The organism is Mycobacterium interjectum, from assembly GCF_900078675.2.
GTDB lineage: Bacteria > Actinomycetota > Actinomycetes > Mycobacteriales > Mycobacteriaceae > Mycobacterium > Mycobacterium interjectum.
On record NZ_LT546237.1, the window covers coordinates 2,375,729 to 2,383,446 of the forward strand.

General features: G+C 69.5%; 8 protein-coding genes. 2 read left to right on the forward strand and 6 right to left on the reverse strand.

Annotated features, from left to right (window positions below; translation table 11 throughout):
- Nucleotides 1-27 precede the first annotated feature (27 nt).
- Nucleotides 28-1,221: a serine hydrolase domain-containing protein gene (locus BN4348_RS45775; RefSeq protein WP_066914218.1), complete on the forward strand. Its 1,194-nt coding sequence runs from the start codon at nt 28-30 to the stop codon at nt 1,219-1,221.
- Here BN4348_RS45775 and BN4348_RS45780 read toward each other — a convergent pair whose 3' ends face one another.
- The 3 genes from BN4348_RS45780 to BN4348_RS45790 are packed head-to-tail and all read right to left on the reverse strand — an operon-like array spanning nt 1,222 to nt 3,169.
- Nucleotides 1,222-2,037 (reverse strand): Fpg/Nei family DNA glycosylase, encoded by an 816-nt coding sequence (locus BN4348_RS45780; protein WP_066914220.1) that lies wholly within the window; start codon nt 2,035-2,037, stop codon nt 1,222-1,224.
- A gap of 2 nt (nt 2,038-2,039) precedes the next feature.
- The gene (locus tag BN4348_RS45785; RefSeq protein ID WP_066914222.1) at nt 2,040-2,519 is read right to left on the reverse strand and encodes a ribose-5-phosphate isomerase; all 480 of its coding nucleotides are present in this window, start codon (nt 2,517-2,519) and stop codon (nt 2,040-2,042) included.
- Nucleotides 2,520-2,557: 38 nt separating this feature from the next.
- Entirely contained in the window at nt 2,558-3,169 is a 612-nt protein-coding gene (locus BN4348_RS45790) for an Rv2466c family mycothiol-dependent reductase (protein WP_066914224.1), read from the reverse strand.
- A gap of 92 nt (nt 3,170-3,261) precedes the next feature.
- Between BN4348_RS45790 and pepN the strand changes: the two genes are divergently transcribed.
- Nucleotides 3,262-5,847: an aminopeptidase N gene (pepN, locus tag BN4348_RS45795; protein WP_066914226.1), complete on the forward strand. Its 2,586-nt coding sequence runs from the start codon at nt 3,262-3,264 to the stop codon at nt 5,845-5,847.
- 613 nt (nt 5,848-6,460) lie between these two features.
- Here the strand turns inward: pepN and BN4348_RS45800 are convergent.
- From BN4348_RS45800 to BN4348_RS45810, 3 genes are all read right to left on the reverse strand, one after another.
- A complete protein-coding gene (locus BN4348_RS45800; RefSeq protein ID WP_066914228.1) occupies nt 6,461-6,928 on the reverse strand; it encodes a DUF5130 domain-containing protein in 468 nt (155 codons plus the stop codon).
- Nucleotides 6,915-7,151 carry an aa3-type cytochrome oxidase subunit CtaJ gene (gene ctaJ, locus BN4348_RS45805; protein WP_066914230.1) on the reverse strand — a complete coding sequence of 79 codons (237 nt, stop codon included), beginning with the start codon at nt 7,149-7,151 and terminating at the stop codon, nt 6,915-6,917. The genes BN4348_RS45800 and ctaJ overlap by 14 nt, the downstream gene beginning before the upstream one ends.
- 55 nt (nt 7,152-7,206) lie before the next feature.
- Nucleotides 7,207-7,718 (reverse strand): HNH endonuclease (locus BN4348_RS45810; RefSeq protein WP_066914233.1); only part of this gene is annotated, 512 nt, incomplete at its 5' end.

Genomic DNA, 7,718 nt, shown 5'->3' on the forward strand with positions numbered 1-7,718 from the left:
GTAAATGCCTGCGCGACAGGGGGGCCTATGCGCCACGCCGACATCCACGGCTCGTGCGCGTCGAAATTCGTCGGTGTCCGCGACGCGTTCGAGCGCAACTTCGCGCTGGGCAGAGAGGTCGGCGCGGCCGTGGCGGTGTGGGTCGACGGTGAGCTCGTCGTCAACCTCTGGGGCGGCTGGGCCAACGCCGCGGGCACCCGGCCCTGGAAGCAGAACACCTTGACGACGGTGTTGTCCGGCACCAAGGGCCTCTCGGCCACCTGCGTGCACCAGCTGGCCGACCGCGGCGAGCTGGACCTGCACGCGCCCGTGGCGCGCTACTGGCCCGAGTTCGGTCGGGCGGGCAAGGAAGCCATCACGCTGGCCATGGTGCTGGGCCACCGCTCCGGCGTCATCGGGCCGCGCACCCGGATGCGCTGGGAAGACGTCGCCGACTGGGACTTCGTCTGCGAGCAACTCGCCGCGGCCGAACCCTGGTGGGAGCCGGGCACCGCACAGGGCTACCACATGACGACGTTCGGCTTCATCGTCGGCGAGGTGTTCCGCCGCGTCACCGGGCGCACCATCGGCCAATACCTGCGCACCGAGATGGCCGAACCGCTGGGCGCCGACGTCCACATCGGCCTGCCCGCCGCCGAGCAGCGCCGCTGCGCCGAGCGGGTGAACAAGCCGCACGCCAGGGACCTGCTGGCCGAGGCGCAGGCCCCCGGCTACCCGACCAGCCTGGCCGAACACCCCAAGGCGGGGCTGTCCATCGCGATGGGATTCGCGCCCGACGACGAACTGGGCTCGCACGACCTGCGGTTGTGGCGCGAGCTGGAGTTCCCCGGCACCAACGGCCAGGTGTCGGCGCTGGGGTTGGCGACCTTCTACAACGCGCTCGCGCAGGAGAAGCTCCTCAGTCGCGAGCACATGGAACTGGTCCGGGTCTCGCAGGGCGGCTTCGACACCGATCTGGTGTTGGGACCGCGCGTCGCCGACCACGGCTGGGGTCTGGGCTACATGCTCAACCAGCGCCGCGTCAACGGACCGAACCCGCGGATCTTCGGTCACGGCGGGCTGGGCGGCTCGTTCGGGTTCGTCGACCTGGAGCACCGGATCGGCTACGCGTACGTGGCGAATCGTTTCGATGCCACCAAGTCCAACGCGGACCCGCGCAGTCTCGCGCTGAGCAACGAGGTCTACGCCGCGCTGGGCCTCATCGCGCGCGTCCAGGGTTAGTCACTTCTGGCAGGCCGGGCACCAGAACACGTTTCGGCCCTCCAGCACCTCCGTGCGGATCGGGCCCCCGCACACGCGGCACGCTTCCCCCGCGCGCCGGTACGCGTACGTCCGCGGCCGCTCGGGGAGGTAGGACGGCGCACCGTGGTCGTGTTCGGGCAGTACCACGACGATCTTGCCGCGGCGAAGGCCAACCTTCATCAACGCGACCAGATCGGTCCATGCCGCGTCGAACTCCGCCTCCCCGATCTCCCGGCCGGGCCGGAACGGATCGATGCGGTGGCGGAAGAGCAACTCGCTGCGGTAGACGTTGCCTACGCCGGCGATGACGGTCTGGTCCATGAGTAAAGCCCCAATGGGTTTGCGCGACTTCGTGATTCGCGCCCACGCCGACGACGGGTCGGCGTCGCTGCGCAGCGGGTCGGGACCGAGCCTGGCCAGGATGGCGCTCACCTGTCCCTCGTCGACGAGTTCGCACACCGTCGCGCCGCGCAAATCGGTGCCGTAGTCGGCGCCGACCATCCGCATCCGCACCTGCCCCACCGGTTCGGGTAGCGGCGCGCCGTCGGGGCGCCCCCACTCGGTGAACGTGCCGTAAAGGCCCAGATGCACGTGCACGATCGGGCCGCCTCGCGAGGGCTCGTAGTGATGAAACAGGTGCTTGCCCCACACGCTGGTGCGGCGCAGCACCCGGCCGTCCAGCACGGCCGCCTCCGCCGCGAACCGGCCCTGTGGGCTGCAGACTGCGACCGGCGCCCCGCCGTACCGGCGCTGGTGCAGCCGGGCCAGCCGGTGCAGGGTGTGCCCCTCGGGCACCCTCAGCCCTGCGCGCCGGGCACCGGCGGCGCCTGGTGGGTGCGTTCGTACTCGGCGAGGATGTCGATACGGCGTTGGTGGCGTGCGGCTTTCGACCACTGCGCGCTGAGGAAGGCGTCGACGATCGCCAGCGCCTCGGCCACGGTGTGCATGCGGCCACCGATGCCGATCAGCTGCGCGTTGTTGTGCTCGCGGGCCAGCGTCGCGGTCTCGACGCTCCACGCCAGCGCGCAGCGGGCCCCCGGCACCTTGTTGGCCGCGATCTGCTCACCGTTGCCCGACCCGCCCAGCACGATGCCCAGGCTGTCCGGGTCGGCCACGGTGCGCGTCGCGGCGGCGATGCAGAACGCCGGGTAGTCGTCCTCGGCGTCGTAGCTGAAGGCGCCGCAATCGATCGGCTCGTGCCCGGCTTCCTTGAGGTGGGCGATGATGTGCTGCTTGAGCTCGAATCCGGCGTGGTCAGAGCCGAGGTAGACACGCATGCCCGCAATCCTTACACAGCGGTGTGCCGCCCAACGACCTAGTCGAATTCGGGCTTTTCGGTGCGGGTCCGCTTGAGTTCGAAGAAGTGTGGGTAGGACGCGAAGGTGACCGACGCGTCCCACAGCCTGCCGGCTTCCTCGCCGCGCGGGATCTTCGACAGCACCGGCCCGAAGAACGCCACCCCGTTGACGTGGATGGTCGGCGTGCCGACGTCGTCGCCGACAGCGTCCATCCCGGCGTGGTGGCTCTTGCGCAGGGCGTCGTCGTACGCCTCGCTGTGCGCCGCCTCGGCGAGCTCCGCCGGCAGGCCGGCGTCGGCCAGCGACAGCTTGATGACCTCGTCGAGGTTCTTGTTGTCCTCGTTGTGAATCCGGGTGCCCATGGCGGTGTACAGGGGGTCCAGGACCTTGGCGCCGTGGGCCTGTTCGGCGGCGATGGCCACCCGCACCGGTCCCCACGCGTGCTTCATCATTTCGCGGTACTTGTCGTTCAAGCCTTCGCGGTTCTCGTTGAGGATCGCGAGGCTCATGACGTGGAAGTGCACCTCGATGTCGCGCACCTTCTCGACCTCGAGGATCCACCGCGACGTGATCCAGCACCACGGGCACAGCGGATCGAACCAGAAGTCGGCTCGGTTCTTCTCGGGCATAGCGCAGTCCTTTCGTCGGTCAAGACACCTTCAAGCACAACCGTAGGCCGCTCGCGGGTGTTCCCGGCCTGCTCGGCACGTAAGTTGGACGCGTGGTCCTTCCTAACCTCACCCGCGACCAGGCCGTCGAACGCGCCGCCCTGATCACCGTCGACAGTTACCAGATCAGCCTCGACGTCACCGACGGCAAGGGCGCGCCCGGCGAACGTACCTTCCGCTCCACGACGACCGTCGTGTTCGACGCGCTGCCCGGCGCCGACACGTACATCGACCTCGCCGCCGAGACGGTGCGCGGCGCCACCCTCAACGGCCGCGAGCTCGACGTGTCCGGGTACGACGAATCGACCGGCATCCCGCTGGGCGCGCTCGAGAAGCGCAACACCCTCGTCGTCGACGCCGACTGCCGCTACTCCAACACCGGCGAGGGACTGCACCGCTTCGTCGACCCGGTGGACGACGAGACCTACCTGTATTCGCAATTCGAAACGGCCGACGCCAAGCGCATGTTCGCCTGCTTCGACCAACCCGACCTCAAGGCGACGTTCGACGTGCGGGTCGTCGCCCCCAAGCACTGGAAGGTGATTTCCAACGGTGCCCCCGAGTCGGTGCGGGACGGGGTGCACACGTTCGCCACCACGCCGCGGATGAGCACCTACCTGGTGGCCCTGATCGCCGGCCCGTACGCCGAGTGGAAAGACTCCTACACCGACGAGCACGGCGAGATCCCGCTGGGCATCTACTGCCGGGCCTCGCTCGCGCCGCACATGGACGCCGCGCGGTTGTTCACCCAAACCAAGCAGGGATTCGGCTTCTACCACAAGAACTTTGGCCTGCCGTACGCGTTCGGCAAGTACGACCAGCTGTTCGTCCCGGAGTTCAACGCCGGAGCCATGGAAAACGCCGGAGCGGTGACCTTCCTCGAGGACTACGTGTTCCGCAGCAAGGTCACCCGCGCCTCCTACGAGCGGCGCGCCGAGACGGTGCTGCACGAGATGGCGCACATGTGGTTCGGCGACCTGGTGACCATGACGTGGTGGGACGACCTGTGGCTCAACGAGTCGTTCGCGACCTTCGCGTCGGTGTTGTGCCAAAGCGAGGCAACCGAATTCACCGAGGCCTGGACGACGTTCGCCACCGTCGAGAAGTCGTGGGCGTACCGCCAGGATCAACTTCCGTCAACGCACCCGATCGCCGCCGAGATCCCCGATTTGGCCGCAGTCGAGGTGAACTTCGACGGGATCACCTACGCCAAGGGCGCTTCGGTGCTCAAGCAGCTCGTCGCCTACGTCGGCCTGGAGCACTTCCTTGCCGGGCTGCGCGACTATTTCCGCACGCACGCCTACGGCAACGCCACCTTCGACGATCTCATCGCCGCGCTGGAGCAGGCCTCCGGCCGGGACCTGTCCGACTGGGGCCGGCAGTGGCTGAAGACCACCGGGCTGAACACGCTGCGGCCCGACTTCGACGTCGACTCCGACGGCAGGTTCACCCGCTTCGGGGTGACCCAGAGCGGCGCCGAGCCCGGTGCCGGTGAGACGCGGGTGCATCGGCTGGCGGTCGGCATCTACGACGACAGTGATTCCAGCGGCGCCGGCAAGCTGGTGCGGGTGCACCGCGAGGAGCTCGACGTCGCGGGCCCCCAGACGGAAGTTCCTGCGCTGGTGGGGGTTTCGCGCGGCAAGCTGATCCTGGTCAACGACGACGACCTGACCTATTGCTCGCTGCGGCTGGACGCCCGGTCGCTGCAGACCGCGCTGGAGCGCATCGCCGACATCGCCGAGCCGCTGCCCCGCTCGCTGGTGTGGTCGGCCGCGTGGGAGATGACCCGCGAGGCCGAACTGCGCGCCCGAGACTTCGTGGCACTGGTCGCCGGCGGGGTGCAGGCCGAAACCGAGGTGGGGGTGGCGCAGCGGCTGCTGCTGCAGGCCCAGACGGCGCTGGCGTCCTACGCCGAGCCGGGGTGGGCGCGGGAGCACGGCTGGCCGCAGTTCGCCGACCGGCTGCTGGAGCTGGCGCGCGCGGCGCGGCCCGGATCGGACCACCAGCTCGCGTTCGTCAACACGCTGTGCACGTCGGTGCTGTCGACGCGGCACGTCGTGGTGCTGGCCGACCTGCTCGACCACGACCCCGCCGACCTCGGCCTGGCGGGCCTGGAAATCGACACCGACCTGCGCTGGCGGCTGGTGACGGCGCTGGCCGCCGCCGGCGAGATCGACGCCGACGGGCCCGCGACACCGTTCATCGACGCCGAGGTGCGGCGCGACCCGACCGCGGCCGGGAAGCGCCACGCCGCCCAGGCCGCGGCCGCCCGGCCACAGCTGCGGGTCAAGGAGGAGACCTGGACCACGGTGGTCGAGGACGACACCCTGGCCAACATCACGGCGCGCTCGATGATCGCCGGCATCGCGCCGCCCGGGCAGCACGAGCTGCTCAAGCCGTTCACGGCGCGCTACTTCGACGCGATCGCCGGAGTCTGGGCGCGGCGATCCAGCGAGGTCGCCCAGACGGTGGTGATCGGGCTGTACCCCCACTGGGACATCAGCGAGGCCGCCATCGCGGCCGCCGACCAGTTCCTCGGCGACCCGGACATCCCGCCGGCGCTGCGGCGCCTGGTGCTGGAAGGCCAGGCCGGCGTCAAGCGGTCGCTGAAAGCCCGGAAGTTCGACGCGGGCGGCTGATAGGCCANCCTGCGCTCTACCAGTCGGCCACGCTGAACCGGCGTGGGCGCATCTCCCGCCAGGGCTTGGCCGAGCATCGTGACGCCCTGATGGGCATCGCCTGGGGACTTTCCCAACAATCGCCCTCCTTTGCCGGCCGCGACGCTGAACTCCGAGCTCGGGGTATGGCTCCCATACAGGCCCGTGTCGCGTTGGCCCGCCACGCCTGCCGACTGGCGTATCGACTGCTTCGAACCCAACAACCTTTCGATGAACAGCGCTATCGTCGAGGAAGGCTCAGTCGCGAGCGGTGACGGCTGTTCCGGCTATGCCGCACGACGGCGCAACTTAGCTTGCCGCCCGCTCGCGCTGGGCCGCTCTACGGCGCACACGAAAGCCTGCCGCCCCACGGCGACTAATCAGCCTGCCGACCATCACGGCCCAGCCGACCTCACGACCCAACCGTTTATCGGGCGACAACCGAGGTTGGCACCCCGGGCGATCAACACTGCCTACCCCACGCCTTGACTGCCGGCGCGAAAGCTAACCCGACCCGCGAGCGTGCGTGTCTGCGCGACGACACGCCGTAAAGCCCGGCATTCTGCGCACGTTCGCGAGTTTCGGGCGCACCCGGCTAGGCCGGTGAGATCCCGGCGCTGAGCACGCGGATCGCGCTGACCAACCCGTCGACCAGGTGGCCCTGCTCGAACGCCGAGGAGGCGGCGGCCACCCCGAGCGGCGCGGCCGACTCGGCACCGCGGCCCCTTACCGCCGAGCCGTAGACCACCTCGATGGCGCTCTGGTCGGGCGAAACCGCGAGCAACACCGCGTTGTCGGGCGTCGGCACCTGGGCCAGGATTTCGCGGGCCCGCGCGGCGGTGTCGCTACCCAGGTCACCCAGGTAGATGGCGAACCGCGCCCGAGACGCCCGCGAGCCGTACTTCAGCGCGTCGTCAATGGCGACCAGGTCCTTGGTCGGGAACGGGTAGTGCACCGACAGCTCGCCGGGCTCGGTCACGCCCGAGACCCGTCCGCTGGTGGTGATTACCGACCCCTTGGGCAGCCCGCCGGGCTCGATCGTCGCAAGCTCACCACGTGCCACTGGCGCCACCTCCAACCGAGAACTCCGCCGCACCGTGTCCACCGTGCGCGCCGCCGACGTCCTCGTCGGTCGCGGCCCACAGGATCGGCGGGTGGGTCCACTTCTCCGACATCTTGTAGGTCGCCGGGTGGGGTCCCTTGCGCCGCCAGACCAGCAGGGACAGCACCACAACCAGCGCCAGCGGGATTCCGATGAAGTACAGGTGAATCTCTCCAAGGCTCACGACGCAAACCGTATCCCACCGGGTGAGCTACCCGCACACTCGGACGCGGGATTGTTCAGGCCGCGCCTTCGCCGAGGTATCGGGCCCAGGACGGGTCCAGTTCCTTGACCGTCGACAGCAGTCGCCAGTGCTGCCCCGTCGGCGGCAGGGGTGCCCGGCGCAGGGCCCAGCCCAACTCGGCGAGCAGCTTGTCACCCTTGCGGTGGTTGCAGGTCGAACAGCACGCGACGCAGTTTTCCCAGGAGTGGTCGCCGCCGCGGCTGCGGGGCACCACGTGGTCGACGGTGTCGGCCTTGGCCCCGCAGTAGGCGCAGCAGAAGCGGTCGCGGTGCATGAGCGCGGCGCGGGTCATCGGCACCCGGGCCCGGTACGGAACCCGCACGTAGGACCGCAGCTGGATCACCGACGGCACCACGATCGACCTGGTCGCGGAGTGAATGACCGGCCCCGCCGGGTCGTCGTGCACCACGTCGGCCTTGCCGCAGATCACCATGACGATGGCCCGCCGCATGGGCAGCGCGGTCAGCGGCTCGTACGTGGAATTCAGCAGCAGCACCCGCCGGCGGC